The organism is Flavobacterium frigidimaris (assembly GCF_002217275.1).
Lineage (GTDB): Bacteria > Bacteroidota > Bacteroidia > Flavobacteriales > Flavobacteriaceae > Flavobacterium > Flavobacterium aquidurense.
Genome location: NZ_MUGV01000015.1, coordinates 96350 through 111053, shown reverse-complemented (window position 1 = coordinate 111053; position 14704 = coordinate 96350). Strand labels below are relative to the sequence as shown.

At 32.5% G+C, this 14704-nt stretch carries 15 protein-coding genes; 9 read left to right on the top strand and 6 right to left on the bottom strand.

Going from position 1 to position 14704, the window contains the following annotated elements; genetic code table 11:
• The first annotated feature begins 15 nt into the window (after positions 1–15).
• From mreC to rodA, 4 genes are read left to right on the top strand one after another with little or no spacing between them, the layout of a single operon-like run.
• Complete coding sequence (gene mreC, locus B0A65_RS08050; RefSeq protein WP_074660408.1) at positions 16–840, top strand: rod shape-determining protein MreC; 825 nt, start codon at positions 16–18, stop codon at positions 838–840.
• Positions 833–1339, top strand: coding sequence for a rod shape-determining protein MreD (locus tag B0A65_RS08045; RefSeq protein ID WP_074660407.1), 507 nt, complete (start codon positions 833–835; stop codon positions 1337–1339). The genes mreC and B0A65_RS08045 overlap by 8 nt, the downstream gene beginning before the upstream one ends.
• Positions 1336–3297 carry a penicillin-binding protein 2 gene (mrdA, locus tag B0A65_RS08040; protein ID WP_074660406.1) on the top strand — a complete coding sequence of 654 codons (1962 nt, stop codon included), beginning with the start codon at positions 1336–1338 and terminating at the stop codon, positions 3295–3297. Before B0A65_RS08045 ends, mrdA begins: the two co-directional genes overlap by 4 nt.
• A 15-nt stretch (positions 3298–3312) precedes the next feature.
• Positions 3313–4548 carry a rod shape-determining protein RodA gene (gene rodA, locus B0A65_RS08035; RefSeq protein WP_074660405.1) on the top strand — a complete coding sequence of 412 codons (1236 nt, stop codon included), beginning with the start codon at positions 3313–3315 and terminating at the stop codon, positions 4546–4548.
• Between the two features lie 242 nt (positions 4549–4790).
• Here the strand turns inward: rodA and B0A65_RS08030 are convergent, their stop codons facing one another.
• The 6 genes from B0A65_RS08030 to xrtF all read right to left on the bottom strand — a co-directional run bounded on the left by B0A65_RS08030 (position 4791) and on the right by xrtF (position 9523).
• Positions 4791–5477 (bottom strand): DedA family protein, encoded by a 687-nt coding sequence (locus tag B0A65_RS08030; protein ID WP_074660404.1) that lies wholly within the window; start codon positions 5475–5477, stop codon positions 4791–4793.
• Between the two features lie 132 nt (positions 5478–5609).
• A complete protein-coding gene (locus tag B0A65_RS08025; RefSeq protein WP_074660403.1) occupies positions 5610–5951 on the bottom strand; it encodes a heavy-metal-associated domain-containing protein in 342 nt (113 codons plus the stop codon).
• 33 nt (positions 5952–5984) lie between these two features.
• On the bottom strand, positions 5985–7991 hold the full coding sequence (locus B0A65_RS08020; protein WP_074660402.1) for a TonB-dependent receptor plug domain-containing protein: 2007 nt from the start codon (positions 7989–7991) through the stop codon (positions 5985–5987).
• 115 nt (positions 7992–8106) lie between these two features.
• Complete coding sequence (locus B0A65_RS08015; protein ID WP_074660401.1) at positions 8107–8505, bottom strand: HYC_CC_PP family protein; 399 nt, start codon at positions 8503–8505, stop codon at positions 8107–8109.
• 45 nt (positions 8506–8550) lie between these two features.
• Complete coding sequence (locus B0A65_RS08010) at positions 8551–8997, bottom strand: exosortase F system-associated membrane protein (RefSeq protein WP_074660400.1); 447 nt, start codon at positions 8995–8997, stop codon at positions 8551–8553.
• Positions 8987–9523: an exosortase family protein XrtF gene (gene xrtF, locus B0A65_RS08005; protein ID WP_074660399.1), complete on the bottom strand. Its 537-nt coding sequence runs from the start codon at positions 9521–9523 to the stop codon at positions 8987–8989. Before xrtF ends, B0A65_RS08010 begins: the two co-directional genes overlap by 11 nt.
• Positions 9524–9594: 71 nt before the next feature.
• Between xrtF and B0A65_RS08000 the strand changes: the two genes are divergently transcribed.
• The 5 genes from B0A65_RS08000 (at position 9595) to B0A65_RS07980 (ending at position 14703) form a co-directional block, all read left to right on the top strand.
• Positions 9595–10050, top strand: a complete 456-nt coding sequence (locus B0A65_RS08000) for a GAF domain-containing protein (RefSeq protein ID WP_074660398.1) — start codon at positions 9595–9597, stop codon at positions 10048–10050.
• Positions 10051–10086: 36 nt separating this feature from the next.
• Complete coding sequence (locus B0A65_RS07995; RefSeq protein ID WP_074660397.1) at positions 10087–11037, top strand: energy transducer TonB; 951 nt, start codon at positions 10087–10089, stop codon at positions 11035–11037.
• Positions 11038–11127: 90 nt separating this feature from the next.
• A complete protein-coding gene (gene rpsO / locus B0A65_RS07990) occupies positions 11128–11394 on the top strand; it encodes a 30S ribosomal protein S15 (protein ID WP_026983900.1) in 267 nt (88 codons plus the stop codon).
• Positions 11395–11613: 219 nt separating this feature from the next.
• Entirely contained in the window at positions 11614–13749 is a 2136-nt protein-coding gene (locus B0A65_RS07985; RefSeq protein WP_074660396.1) for a polyribonucleotide nucleotidyltransferase, read from the top strand.
• Positions 13750–13929: 180 nt separating this feature from the next.
• Positions 13930–14703, top strand: coding sequence for a hypothetical protein (locus tag B0A65_RS07980; RefSeq protein WP_074660395.1), 774 nt, complete (start codon positions 13930–13932; stop codon positions 14701–14703).
• Position 14704 lies beyond the last annotated feature (1 nt).

The following is a 14704-nucleotide window of genomic DNA, read 5'->3' as shown; positions in this document are numbered from 1 at the left end:
ATAACCAAACAAGAAATGCAGCAAATTTTTAATTTTATTATAAGAAACAGTAATCGATTGCTGTTTTTGCTGCTTTTAGGTATTTCGTTGGCTCTCACAATTCAATCGCATTCTTATCATAGAAGCAAAGTAATCAGCTCAGCTAATTTTTTAAGCGGAGGTGTTTACGAAAGAATCAATCATGTTAATGAATATTTGAATTTAAGAACCGAAAATGACGAACTTGTACTTGAAAACGCAAGATTAAAAAGTCTCCTTTTTAATAAAGAGGACACTACAAAATTACCGTTGCCGGATAGTGTAAAAGGTGTAAAACCTGCAGATATTATTGTTTCAAAAGTAATTCATAACTCTTACAACAGACATGAAAACTATATTACGTTAAATTCCGGAGCAAATGAAGGAATTAAACCAGATATGGGAGTAATTAATAGTTTAGGAATTATTGGAGTTGTAGACAATACATCACCAAGATATTCAACCGTGGTTAGTATTTTGAATATGAAATCACAAATCAATGCGAAAATCAAAAAATCAAATCATTTTGGTTCATTGACCTGGGATGGAAAAAGCACAGGATTTGTTCAGCTGGAAGATGTACCAAGGCTGGCTTCTATCAAAAAAGGAGATACTATTGTAACCGGAGGCCAATCTGTTATTTTCCCTGAAGGAATCAATATTGGAACCGTTGACAAAATATATATCAAAAATAAAACAAGTTACTACGTTATAAACGTTAAGCTATTTAACGACATGACGAATCTTGGACATGTTTACATCATTAAAAGTAAAGACAGAGACGAACTTATTAATTTAGAAAAAAAGGAAAAAGATGAATAGCGCATTGTTAGTCAATATTTTTCGATTCATTATGTTACTGGCAATTCAGATTGTTATTTTTAATAATATGAATTTTTTAGGATACATAAGTCCGTTTCCGTACATTTTATATATTATTCTTTATCCTGTAAACAGCAACAGATCAGGCCTGATAATTTCAAGTTTTTTACTTGGTCTTACAATGGATATGTTTTGTAATTCGGGAGGAATTCATGCTACTGCATGTGTTATTCTCGCTTATTACAGGCCTTATATTTTCAAATTTTCATTTGGATTGAGTTATGAATATCAAACGATAAAACTAAACGAATCTCTAACACCTGAACGGTTTTCATTCATTTTGGTTTCTGTTTTATTGCATCACATAATATTATTTATACTCGAAGCTTTTCAGTTTAAATTTATTTGGGATATTTTACTCCGAACTCTGTTTAGTACCATTTTTACAATAATTATTTCAATCATAATAATATATCTTATTAAGCCCAATAAACGATGAGAAAAGTTTTGCTGCCCTCTTTAATTATTATCGCAGCATCTTTGCTGCTGATCAGGGTATTTTATCTGCAAATTATTGATGATTCATTTAAATTAAAATCAGAAAATAACGCGATAAAAAAACAGTATGACTATCCTGAAAGAGGTTATATTTATGACAGAAATGGTAAATTATTAGTTGCCAATCAGGCTTCTTATGACATTATGGTTATTCCTCGCGACATTAAAGAGGATCTTAATGTCGATGAATTTTGTTCTTTATTAAATATTACTAAAGAAGATTACGAAAAAAGAATTGCGAAGGCAAGAGTTTATAGTCCGCGATTACCTTCTGTATTTTTATCTCAATTAAACAAAAGTGAATTTGCTGCTTTTCAGGAGAAAATCAGAAAGTTCGAAGGATTTTATTTCCAAAAAAGATCGCTTCGTGATTATGAAGTGGATTATGGCGCAAACATTTTTGGTTTCATTACTCAGGTAAATGAAAAATTAATTGCCAAAAATCCTTACTACAATAGTGGTGATTTAATAGGACAACAAGGAGTTGAACAAAGCTACGAAGAAATTTTACGCGGTATAAAAGGTGTAAAATACATTCAAAAAGATAAATACAACCGGGAAATAGGCTCCTATAAAAATGGAAAATATGACACAATCGCTGTCGCCGGAGAAGATATCAATATAACTATTGATGCTGAACTACAAAAGTACGGCGAAGAATTGATGATCAATAAAAGAGGAGGAATCGTTGCTATTGAACCAAAAACGGGTGAAATTTTAGCATTGGTTACCGCTCCATCATATGATCCGGGAATTATGGTTGGAAGACAAAAATCTAAAAACTATACCCTTTTATATCACGATTCGATTGCTAAACCATTATATGACAGAGGTCTTCTGGCGGAATACCCTCCAGGTTCTCCATTTAAAATTTTAACAGGATTGGTAGCGCTTCAGGAAGGCGTAATTGATGAACATACTACTTTTATGTGTCATCATGGTTTTAGCTATGGTAGAGGCCGATTTATGAAATGTCACGGTTTTGGCCCGCATCAATTAAATAATGGAATTTACAATTCTTGTAATACCTATTTTGCACAATCTTACATGCTAACGATCAATAAATATAAAGATCCTGGTCAGGCTGTAGATGTTTGGAGTGATCACGTAAAAAGTTTTGGATTAGGCCAGTTTATGGGGTATGATTTACCCACTGGTAAAAGAGGAAATATACCAACTTCTAAAACCTACAAAAAAATATATCCGAATGGCGGATGGAGAAGTACAACAATTGTATCGAACGCTATTGGTCAGGGAGAGGTTTTAATGACGCCGATTCAGCTAGCCAATATGATGGCTACAGTTGCCAATCAGGGTTATTATTTTACACCTCATATCATTAAAAAAATTGAGGGTAAAAAGATAGACGCTAAATTTACAACCAAACACGAAACTACTATTGACAAAAAGTATTTTCCTCCTGTAATAAACGGTTTATTTGACGTTTATAATAAAGGAACAGCCTATGCTCTTAGAGTAGAAGGAATTGATATTTGTGGAAAAACAGGAACAGCCGAGAATTTCGCAAAAATTGATGGTGTAAGGACAAAATTAAAGGATCACTCCATTTTTGTGGCTTTTGCTCCAAAAGATAATCCGAAAATTGCAATAGCCATTATGATTGAAAATGGAGGTTTTGGTGCAACTGTTGCGGGTCCGATTGCTAGTTTGATGATTGAAAAATATCTTAGAAAAAAGATCACCAGAACAGATTTAGAAACAAGAGTTTTAAACAAAAGCTTAGCTGTTGAATATGCCAAATTAGGCGGAATGAATGAAGCCAGTGCTATTGAATCAACACCAAAAGACTCCGTTTTAAAAGCTAAAATTATTGCTCCAAAAGCGGTAAATCCAAAGAGTGAAATTAAAAAAACAACTGCAGACACCACAGACAACTAAGAAAGATTATTTCAAATGAGAAATCAAAGTGTAAAAAATAATATCGACTGGATATGTGTCTTTATCTATGCTGCTCTAGTAATATTAGGGTGGCTGAACATCTATTCTTCATCATTTCTATCGACAGAAGGAACTTATCAAAAACAATTAATTTTTATTGGTTGTACTATACCTTTAATTTTCATAGTCCTTTTTGTTGATGGAAAATTTTACGAAAAATACGCCAGTATTATTTTTGGGGTTTCTCTATTATCATTGGCAGGTTTATTTCTATTTGGGAAAACTATTGCAGGACAAAGATGCTGGTACGCCATAGGAAGTTTTACCTTACAACCCTCTGAATTTGCCAAAGCAGCAACTTCGTTGGCATTAGCTAAATATTTAAGTGACACTCAAATAAATCTAAAAGACGTTAATAGACAAATTCAGGCTTTAGCCATTGTTTTTTTACCGGTACTACTAATTTTACCCCAACCCGATCCCGGAAGTGCCCTAATTTATAGTATTTTCATTATTGTACTGTACAGAGAAGGACTGCCTGCGTGGTATGTATGGACAGGTTTTATTACCATTTTATTATTTGTCCTGACACTCGTTCTAGAACCCTACGTGGTTATACTAATTGCGTTAGGTGTCTTAATGATTATTCATTTTAAAGGAAGAGTTGTAGACAGAAATATCATTTTAAGTGGACTAATATTACTTGGTATTTCGGCTTTTGTTCTATCTGTCGACTACGTTTTTGATCACGTTTTTAAACAGCATCATAGAGATCGTTTTAATATCTTGTTAGGAAAAAGTGTCGATATGAAGGGTATTGGATACAACACCAATCAGTCAGAAATTGCAATTGGATCAGGAGGATGGCTTGGAAAAGGATTCTTAGAAGGAACTCAGACCAAAGGTGGATTCGTACCGGAACAACATACCGATTATATTTTTACAACAGTGGGTGAAGAATGGGGATTTGTAGGTTCGCTTGTGGTTATTGCGCTTTTCGTTGGGCTATTTTTACGTGTAATATATCTGGCTGAAAGACAAAAAACAAAATTCAGCAGAGTTTATGGTTATTGTGTTGCCGCCATTTTATTCACGCACTTTTTTGTAAACATTGCAATGGTTATCGGAATTTTTCCAACAATCGGAGTACCACTACCCTTTTTCTCTTATGGAGGTTCCGGACTCTGGGGATTCACTATTCTATTGTTTATATTCTTAAAAATGGATGCTAATAAGGTAAATGAATGGTAGTAATCTTTTAAAATTCCAATTTTGAAATTCCAAATTCCAATAAAACCTTAAATTACAAGTATAAATTACTCTACTACATTAACTTAGGTTTCAATCATTGGAATACAAATATATTAAGATTACAATTGGTTGAAAAAGTGGGCTGTAATCGAAGTATTCTATAAATTCAACTTACAAAATCTTACTAAGTTGATTAAACATAAAAAAGTCCGAAGTTTAAAACTTCGGACTTTTTTATTTAATTATATTTTTTCGCTTGTACTTGTTCTCTTTTTAATAAGCTTTAAGAAAACAGGAAATGTTGATAATATTATGATTCCAATTACGATGACTTCAATATGTTCTTTTAAATCGATACCCTGTTGAAGAAAAACTCCGTATAAATAATGCCCTGAAAAGATCAATATGAAAGACCATAAAAAGGAACTTAATATATTGTAGAACATAAATTTCTTTTTATCCATTGAAACTATTCCTGCAATAATTGGTGCAAAAGTTCTGAAGATTGGAAGAAAACGAGCGTAGATAATTGCTTTCCCACCGTATTTTTCAAAAAAGTCTTTTGATTGCAGTAAATACTTTTTCTTGAACCAAAATGTATCTTCTTTTTTAAACAGATAATAACCACTTTTTGCTCCAAACCAATATCCGGTCATGTTCCCAAAAACTCCCATGATCCCAACTAAGGTCGAAAGTAAAAAAACATTGATAAAATCGCTCGGAATATAAAGAACATTTTGAATTAAATCGCGGCTATAAATCCCTGATAAAAAAAGCAAACTGTCTCCGGGAAGAAAAAAACCTGCGAAAAGTCCTGTTTCAGCAAAAACGATAAACAGCACTATGTATAAACCAATTTGAAAACCGCCGATACTTAAAGTTATATAAAATTCAGGGTTGACTAATTGAGTCCAATCAAAATTATTCATAAAATGAGTTTGGTTACATTTATAAGTTTGTGAAAGTAAGAATAATTTAGTTTAACCACAATAAATTACGGCATTTTAAAGATAAATTAACGATAAAGAAAGCCAGACATTCGCCTGGCTTTCTAAAAAATATTAATCCCTTTCGTACTTACAACAGGTGTGCAAATTATCGTAATCTGTCTGTGTAGCTTTTACTTCTTTTGTATCGTGACCTACTTTTGCAATTGCTTTGTTTAAATCCTCAGGAGAACTTTTCTCTTCATTCAAAATAACCGTAAGCTGATGTGAACTAATATCCCAGCTAACTGTTTTTACACCCGGCACACTAAAAGCCGCTTTTTCAATACGTTTTTTACATTGCTCGCAGTTTCCGTTAACTTCAGTAGTATATTTTAAATTTTTATTCTTTTTAGTTTGAGCCTGAACTGAAAACCCTAAAAAAGTGATCATTGCAATTAAAATTAAATTCTTCATTTTATTAATTATTTAAAGTTATTTATATTGTATTTATTTTATTTTAAAACGCAATCCCGCATAATACATTTGCCCAAATATTGGTGCGTATGCAACAGAAGCATCAAAGTTTGGTCCAAATGGATCTTCGGCACCTAAAATTGCTTTTTTCTGTTTATAATTCCCAATGTTTTCTCCACCAATATACACTTCAAAAACAGGCGAAAAAACTCTTGTAACCTGAATATTCATCAAAGCATAAGAAGGAGAAAAATTCGGAAATTGGTCTTCAGCAGGATTCGATGCCGTGTAAGGCAATTGTTGTGCTCCCGACCAATTAAACGTGTAATCAAACTTCCACTGTTTAGTATCAGTCATTGGAGTTTCATATTCCAAATTGCCTAAAAAACGATGTTTTGCCTGAAGCGGACGTTGAAAAGTTCCCCTCAAATAATCTGTTTGAATATCATAATATTTGTAGGCCGTTCTCAAATTCAGGTTATGAATTAACTCGTAATTGAACTCTAGTTGAAAACTATTCGCAAATGAACTTCCTTTTAAATTATAAAACAAAACATCCTGAGGACTTTGCATCAAATCGACAACAGCCTGATTTTGGAAATCGGTTCTGTAGAAATCAAAACCAGCTTCGGCATTTTTATTAAAAAGCTTAAATTTCTGCGAAAAGCTTACTCCATAATTCCATGCAATTTCAGGATTCAAACCATAAATTTTTCCATTATTATCTAATATTGAAAAAGTTCTCGAACTTGCAAACAACTGTTGGTTCTCGGCAAAAATATTAGCTGAACGTTTTCGTCTTCCTGCAGAAAAACGAATTACCCCATTTTCCCAGGGATTATACCGCATGTGTAAACGAGGCGTTACAAAAAATCCTAATCGATTATGGTTGTCTACCCTTCCGCCCAAGATTAAACTGAAATTATCTGTATTATCGTAGGTATATTCAAAGAAAGCTCCAACTGAATTATCAATACGACTGTAATCTGTTACGTTTACAAATTCCTGATATTGATCGTACGTAAAATTTAAACCTGTCGTGAATTTGTGCTTCGTATTATTAATAATCGAATTGAAAATTAAATTCGAATAAAAACTATTCTGCTTAATGTCATACAAATTTAATCCGAAGTAAGAATTTTGATTATGACTGTTAAAAGCATTTTGAAAACCAATACTCTGATAGGGCATATCCTTAAAAACATAACCAATTTTAGTCGACACATCAAAACGTTCGGTATTGATTTCTGAGCCCCAGTGATTCGTTGTTCCGCGATCTCTGTCTTTATCAAAATCAACTTCGCCGGTTTGTTTTTTATCATTCATATATCTGAAATTGATAAAACTCACCAAGCCACTTTCGGGGTTGTAATATTGATATCGGTTTAAAACATTGATTTGTTTTGCTAAGGGGTTGTCAAGAAATCCATCGTTATTCATATCGTTTTTGGCTACACGGGTATTGCCATGAACGAACAAACTTGTCGCCCATTTATCCGATATTTTTTTATTGAAATGTGTATTCAATTCAAAACGGGCATCCGTAGAACCATAAACATTTAAGAAAAACGGAATATCGCTTAACGGCTTTAAAAGTTCGGTATTTATTTGTCCCGAAATACTTTCATAACCGTTAATAACACTCCCTGCTCCTTTTGTAATCTGAACACTTTCGATCCAGGTTCCGGGTGTAAAAGACAAACCATATGCTTGCGAAGCTCCGCGAACAGAAGGAATATTTTCTTCTGTAATCATTAAATACGGGCTCGTTAAACCTAACATTTTTATTTGTTTAGTTCCTGTAAGAGCATCTGAAAAATTAACATCTATGGATGGATTAGTTTCGAAACTTTCAGCCAGGTTACAACAAGCCGCTTTTAGCAATTCTTTGCTTGTAATTACGGTTGTATTGGCTGTAAGTGTATAGGATTTTTTTATTCCTTTTTGCTTTTTGGTCACTTTTACTTCCTGCAAATCTTCTTGTGAAAAAACAGATACTGAAAGCAAAATCATACCAAACAGCATGATATTTTTTTGCATAAAAAAATGATTTTAATAGTAATTAGAAAACTGTTTCTTCAAAGTTTATCTTAAAACAGAGAAACCAAAACAGCACATTTCAAGCCATAACAGACTTGATTCTAAAACATTAAAATCAGGAGTAGAAAATATATTGATTGTATAACTTGAATAAGGGCGGCGCATTCGCATCAGAATAATACGAAGTGATTTGATTGCTTTTAAAATTCGGAACAGATAAAAACGCAATTGGTTTATATTCCTGAATTACTGCCGGAAAAGCGATTTGAAAAAAGAATATTTTGAAAGTAGCATCATCTGATTTTTTTTCGATATGAACTACTTTATCTTTACAACAAGATGATTTTTTTTCAGTCGATCCGCAACAGCTTTTTTCTGGTGTAGCTGCGACCGAAGTATTTAACGAAACAGAAGCAATTTCTCCTCCACAATAATGCACGTCAAAAGCAAACCCAATGTTGGAAACCAACAATAGGAACGCTAGAAATAATACTGCGCACTTCTTTATATTCATATTGCAAAACTATCTAAAAAACGGCAGAAAAGATTTAATGAAATGTTATTTTTTAAAATTTTGTTGCTGATAATAGAATGCCGGAATAAAAAGCAAAATCAAAATGGGTTGAATAATAAATCGTCGGACATAAAAGAGCAACCAATTTCCATCAGGAAAATAATTCAAAATCACAAAAAATAAAACGAACAACAACACTAACATAAACGCATAAAGAAAAGTACTGAACTTTAAAATTTCCTTGTCAGGAAATAGAGCATAAATAAGTGATAATGATAAAATAGTATTTAAAAAATATCGAAAGAAAAGCCCGTAAAAAAGCTTTAAAACATCAACTTTAGGGAATGGTAAATTTTTAAAATTTGATTCAAAATAATCCAAAAAAGGATCATAAAACAACTGCCCCTCAAAAGCCCTAATAAGTCCAAAACAAATGACAATGAAAACTGTGATTAGAATTTCGACCTTATATTCCCCTATTTTACTTAGCATATTTTGAAAATTTATTAACCCAAAATACCCATAAAATAAAAACTAAACCATAAATAATCAAAGGAAACAAAACGCCGTGTAAAATATGTTCATTTTCAGGAAAACGAAATAACAACACTGTTAAAATCGCCACCCGAAGCACATTTAAAACATAAATTAAAATACTTCCTGCAACTATAAATAATAAAGTTGTTTTAAATTTTCCGGAAAAGGCAATCACGAAAGAGGCAAACAAAATAATGACACTTATTGCGTTGCAGCCTTCTACAATTCGTAGGGTAAATTTTTTATTATACCACACTTCCAAATAAGGATATAATACACTTTTTTGAATTTTAATATCACAATTAAACCATTGCATAATTTGTTTTACATTATGCCCAACTACATTTGTTATTCCGTCAACATCATTAGTGGCAAAACTGTTTAAATAAAACTTATAAAGCAACGTCAGCACAATATAAGCCGAAAAGAAAGTGCCTATAAAAATCAAGAAAGGCTTAAATTGTACTAAATATTTTTTCAAGAGAATTTTTTTTCAAATTTATGTATTTTTTGAGATTAGCTTTAAATACTTTTGTATAAAATTTTTACATCATGACATTTCAGGAATTACAACCAAAAATAAGTGCTATTGTTGCTGACAACAATATAATTAGAGACGAAAAACTATTGGCAATTTGTCAATTATTAAACGAAAACGTAGAATACTACAACTGGGTTGGATTTTATTTCGCCAATCACGAAAACAAAACCTTACATCTTGGGCCGTATGTAGGTGCAGAAACAGATCATACTGTAATTCCTTTTGGAAAAGGTATTTGCGGACAAGTTGCAGAAAGCAATGCCAATTTTGTAGTTCCTGATGTTGCTGCACAGGACAACTATATAGCTTGTAGCTTTACAGTAAAATCAGAAATTGTGGTACCTCTGTTTGTTGATGGCGTAAACATTGGGCAAATTGATATTGACAGCCATGTTATCGATCCGTTTACTGAAGCTGATGAAAGATTTTTGGAGTTTGTAAATCAAGAAGTTGCTAAATTGTACTAAAAATAATACATTTGAATATCTTATTTTAGCCAATTTATGAAACCATTTTTGCGTATACTATTTTTCCTTTTAATTTCGACTAATTTATTCTCGCAATCTCTTGCAGAAAGTAAAGTAACTTTTCTTGATTCTTGCTGGACAGAAAGCTCAGCTGAAAACTACAAGTATATTAGAATTGTTGAAGATTATTATACCGATAAGAAATTATATGTCTACAAAGAATATTACAAATCCAAAGTATTAAAATCTATTGGAACAACTTTAGACAGAGATGTTATTAGAAAAGAGGGGCAATTTATTTCTTATTATGAAAATGGTAACAAGCAGTCCAACGTAAATTTTGTGAAGACAAAAAAATCAGGAAAAGAATTCAACTGGTATGAAAACGGAAATATAAAATCTGAAATTGAATATTTTGAGAATAAAAAAGGAGATACTGAGTACAAGATCAACAACTTCTGGAATCCTCAAAAAAAACAAACAATAGCAGACGGAAACGGAGATTACTCTGATACAGAAGAACACTCCGAAGAAAGTGGCAGAATAAAAAACGGATTTCCAGACGGTATTTGGAAAGGGAAAAACCTAAAAATGAAATCCACTTTCACTGAAAATTATGAAAATGGCAAATTAATTTCAGGAGTTACAATAGATTCTTTAAATGTTGAACATCCTTATACAGTAAAAAATCAACCTCCGAGTCCAAAAAAAGGTATTAATTCCTTTTATAGCTACGTTGGAAAATCAATGTATATTCCTAACGAAGCCAGAAACAAAGTTTACGGGAAAATATATTTAACTTTTATCGTTGATAAAGAAGGAAATTTGGTCGAGCCAAAAATAATAAAAGGACTTGGCTATGGTCTGGATGAAAACGCAATTAGTTTAATTAAAGGTGCTAAAAAGTGGATTCCGGGAACAATTAGAGGTGTCCCTGTACAAGTTTTATATTCGCTTCCTATAACAATTGCAAAAAATGGGTACTAAAAATTTATTTTTCGAAAAAAAAGTATTAATTTTGCACCCGTCTTACAAAAGTTGTAAAGACATACATAAAAATCATTAAATAATATTGGAATGTATTTAACTAAAGAAAAGAAAGAAGAGATTTTCGCTCAACACGGTGCTGCAACAAACACTGGAAGCGCAGAAGGTCAGATTGCATTGTTCACTTACAGAATTTCACACTTAACTGAACACTTGAAAAAAAATCGTCACGATTACAACACTGAGCGTTCACTTGTACTATTAGTAGGTAAAAGAAGAGCTTTGTTGGATTACTTGAAAAAGAAAGAGATCAACAGATATCGTGAGATTATCAAAGTATTGAATATCAGAAAATAATCAATATAGAAAAGAGGTGCGAAAGTGCCTCTTTTTTTATTTTAAATTAAAAATCAGATTTTTAGATTTTTAACTTAACAAACGCATAAATATTGATTTTTAAAATTGATATTGACATTAAAAAAAGTTTGGTTTTTCATTGGGTTTTAGAAACAACAACTACACACACAACAACTACAACACAACTAAAACCCATTGTATAACCAATAAGGAAAAATTATGATTCCACAATTATTTGTAGAAAAAATCGATTTAGGTGATGGCAGAAGCATCACAATCGAGACAGGTCGTTTAGCTAAACAAGCAGACGGTTCTGTAGTAGTAAGAATGGGCGATACGATGATACTTGCAACAGCAGTATCTGCACGTAGCGCTAACCCAAATGTTGATTTTTTACCATTAACGGTAGATTATCGCGAAAAATTTGCAGCAGCAGGTCGTTTTCCAGGAGGTTTCTTTAAAAGAGAAGCACGTCCTAGTGATAGCGAAGTATTAACAATGAGATTGGTTGACCGTGTTTTACGTCCGCTTTTCCCAGACGATTACCACGCTGAAACTCAAGTTATGATTCAGTTAATGTCTCATGACGAAACTGTTATGCCAGACGCTTTAGCTGGTTTAGCTGCATCTGCAGCATTAGCTGTTTCAGATATTCCTTTTTACAACTTAATTTCTGAAGTACGTGTTGCACGTATCGATGGAAAATTTGTAATCAACCCAAGTAGAGAAGACTTAGAAAAATCTGACATCGATATGATGATTGGTGCTTCTATGGATTCTGTTGCAATGGTTGAAGGAGAGATGAAAGAAATCTCAGAAGCAGAAATGGTAGAAGCTATCAAATTTGCTCACGAAGCTATTAAAGTTCAAATTCAGGCACAATTGCGTTTGCAAGCTGCTTTTGGTAAAAAAGAAATTCGTACTTACGAAGGTGAGAAAGAAAACGAAGAAATTTACAAAAAAGTAAAAGCTGCAGCATACGATAAAATTTATGCTATTGCAAAAGTTGGATCTGCTAAACACGAAAGAACGGCTGCATTTGCTGAAGTAAAAGAAGAAGTGAAAGCTCTATTTACTGAAGAAGAATTAGCTGCTGATGGAGATTTGGTTTCTAAATATTTCTACAAAACAAACAAAGAAGCTGTTCGTAATGTAGTATTAGAATTAGGTGTTCGTTTAGATGGTAGAAAAACTACAGATATCAGACCAATCTGGTGTGAAACTGATTATTTACCAAGAGTTCATGGTTCTTCTTTATTTACTCGTGGAGAAACTCAGGCTTTGGCTACAGTTACTTTAGGAACTTCAAGAGAAGCTAATCAAATCGACTCTCCATCTGAACAAGGTGAAGAAAAATTCTATTTACACTATAACTTCCCTCCTTTCTCTACTGGTGAAGCAAAACCACTAAGAGGAACTTCAAGAAGAGAAGTTGGTCACGGAAACTTAGCTCAAAGAGCATTAAAAAATATGATTCCTGCAGATTGTCCTTACACAATTCGTATTGTTTCTGAAGTTTTAGAATCTAATGGTTCTTCTTCTATGGCAACAGTTTGTGCTGGAACAATGGCTTTGATGGATGCTGGTATTCAAATGGTAAAACCAGTTTCTGGAATTGCTATGGGATTGATTACTGACGGTGAAAAATTTGCTGTATTGTCTGATATTTTAGGAGATGAAGATCACTTAGGAGACATGGACTTTAAAGTAACTGGAACTGCTGATGGTATCACAGCTTGTCAAATGGATATCAAAATTGATGGTTTACGTTACGATATCATGGAGCAGGCTTTAGGGCAAGCACGTGAAGGACGTTTACACATCTTAGGAAAACTGACTGAGACTATTGCAGCTCCAAGAGCAGATGTAAAAGCGCATTCACCAAAAATCATTACCAGAACTATTCCTGGAAACTTTATTGGAGCATTAATTGGACCTGGTGGAAAAGTAATTCAGGAATTACAAAAAGCTACAGGAACAACTATTGTAATCAACGAAGTAAACGAAGAAGGTGTTATCGAAATCTTAGGTACAGATCCTGCTGGAATTGAAGCAGTATTGGCTAAAATTAAGTCAATCACTTTTAAACCACAAATGGGAGAAGCTTACGAAGTAAAAGTAATTAAAATGTTAGATTTTGGAGCTGTAGTAGAATATACTGCTGCGCCAGGAAATGAGGTTTTATTACACGTTTCTGAATTAGCTTGGGAACGTACTGAAAACGTTACTGATGTAGTGAACATGGGCGATGTTTTTGAAGTGAAATACTTAGGTGTTGATCCTAAAACTAAAAAAGAAAAAGTGTCAAGAAAAGCACTTTTACAAAGACCTCCACGTGAGGAGAAAAAAGAGTAATCAGATCTTAGTTTACTAAAGGTTTATTCATAGAAAACCCCAGTTCATTTATTTGAATTGGGGTTTTTCGTTTCAAAACATAGATATTTTATTACATTTTAACACTTAAAGGTGAAATTTGTAACATTTTTTTGATACTTTTGAAATCATCAAAACAAATCATCAAAATCAAACAATCCTTTGAAAAATCACCAAAAAAGATCACTTTTCCTTATTATATTTGGATTATTCTTAAACATTTACACTACACACAGCCAGACAAGCAACAATAAAACTTCTATCAATAATTGGTTTGATAACACTGTTGGCAAAGAAAACCTACCTATTTACAATGGTTCTCGCCATGTAAATTATTACAGAACACTGGACAATAGCCATAGTTATTATGTTTCCGGAAAATTTACCACGGGCTCTCTTAGATATGAAGATCAGAACTACTATAACGTTGAACTTAAATATGACGTTAACAATGATGTTTTGGTTTGCAAACCAGTTGGCGCATATGACTATATGGGAATAAATGTCATCAAAGAAAAAACAGCCGGATTTAGTATTTACGATAAGCAATTTGTTAATATAAACTACAACAATCCTTCATGCCCTCCAGATATGAATGGCTATTATCAGGAAATTATCTTTTCAAAAAACAACATTCTTTACATTAAACACCATAAGAGCAGAAAAAAAGTAATTGACACCAAAACTATTTCCGATGGAGTCAACCAAAATAGTACTGATGAGTTTAAAGATAAAAATGAATTTATTTTAAAATACAAAGAGGTCTATTACAGGATAATTTCAAAAAGTGACGTTATCAAAATTTTTCCTGAGTACAAAAGTAAAATAAAAAATTATTACAATAAGAATGTTCAATTAGAGGAATCAGATAATACTGTTTTTATTGAAAATTTAATAAAAGAAATAAACACTATCTCTAATAATGTATCCAATTAAA

Bases quoted from the DNA above. Each gene is read 5' to 3' on its own strand.
- mreC (WP_074660408.1), top strand. From the start codon at position 16: ATGCAGCAAATTTTTAATTTTATTATAAGAAACAGTAATCGATTGCTG.
- B0A65_RS08045 (WP_074660407.1), top strand. From the start codon at position 833: ATGAATAGCGCATTGTTAGTCAATATTTTTCGATTCATTATGTTACTG.
- mrdA (WP_074660406.1), top strand. From the start codon at position 1,336: ATGAGAAAAGTTTTGCTGCCCTCTTTAATTATTATCGCAGCATCTTTG.
- rodA (WP_074660405.1), top strand. From the start codon at position 3,313: ATGAGAAATCAAAGTGTAAAAAATAATATCGACTGGATATGTGTCTTT.
- B0A65_RS08030 (WP_074660404.1), bottom strand. From the start codon at position 5,477: ATGAATAATTTTGATTGGACTCAATTAGTCAACCCTGAATTTTATATA.
- B0A65_RS08025 (WP_074660403.1), bottom strand. From the start codon at position 5,951: ATGAAGAATTTAATTTTAATTGCAATGATCACTTTTTTAGGGTTTTCA.
- B0A65_RS08020 (WP_074660402.1), bottom strand. From the start codon at position 7,991: ATGCAAAAAAATATCATGCTGTTTGGTATGATTTTGCTTTCAGTATCT.
- B0A65_RS08015 (WP_074660401.1), bottom strand. From the start codon at position 8,505: ATGAATATAAAGAAGTGCGCAGTATTATTTCTAGCGTTCCTATTGTTG.
- B0A65_RS08010 (WP_074660400.1), bottom strand. From the start codon at position 8,997: ATGCTAAGTAAAATAGGGGAATATAAGGTCGAAATTCTAATCACAGTT.
- B0A65_RS08000 (WP_074660398.1), top strand. From the start codon at position 9,595: ATGACATTTCAGGAATTACAACCAAAAATAAGTGCTATTGTTGCTGAC.
- B0A65_RS07995 (WP_074660397.1), top strand. From the start codon at position 10,087: ATGAAACCATTTTTGCGTATACTATTTTTCCTTTTAATTTCGACTAAT.
- rpsO (WP_026983900.1), top strand. From the start codon at position 11,128: ATGTATTTAACTAAAGAAAAGAAAGAAGAGATTTTCGCTCAACACGGT.
- B0A65_RS07985 (WP_074660396.1), top strand. From the start codon at position 11,614: ATGATTCCACAATTATTTGTAGAAAAAATCGATTTAGGTGATGGCAGA.